The sequence below is a fragment of the Burkholderia sp. MR1-5-21 genome (genome assembly GCF_053427715.1).
The window spans coordinates 1-257 of sequence record NZ_JBSAXD010000172.1 but is presented as its reverse complement, the minus strand read 5'-3'; the positions used below and the strand labels follow the sequence as shown (position 1 = coordinate 257).

The 257-nt window shown below is 66.1% G+C and carries 1 protein-coding gene; it reads right to left on the bottom strand.

Features of this window, described 5'->3' with window-relative positions:
- Positions 1 to 257, bottom strand: a 257-nt coding sequence (locus ACV229_RS40935) for an AMP-binding protein (RefSeq protein WP_448088712.1), incomplete at both ends; no start/stop codon positions are given.

Genomic DNA, 257 nt, shown 5'->3' with positions numbered 1-257 from the left:
ACGTCGGTCGGCTTCCAGTCGAAGGTCCACTTCATCGTCTGCGCGGCCCACAGCAGGTAGCCGCCGGTGCTGTGCTGCACGCCCTTCGGCTTGCCGGTCGAGCCGGACGTATACAGGATGAACAGCGGATGCTCGGCGCCGACCCACTCGGGCTCGCATTGATCGGACTCGGCAGCGGTCAGCTCGTGCATCCACAGGTCGCGATCCGCGTGCCAGTCGATCTTGCCGCCGGTGCGGCGGAACACGATCACGCTCTT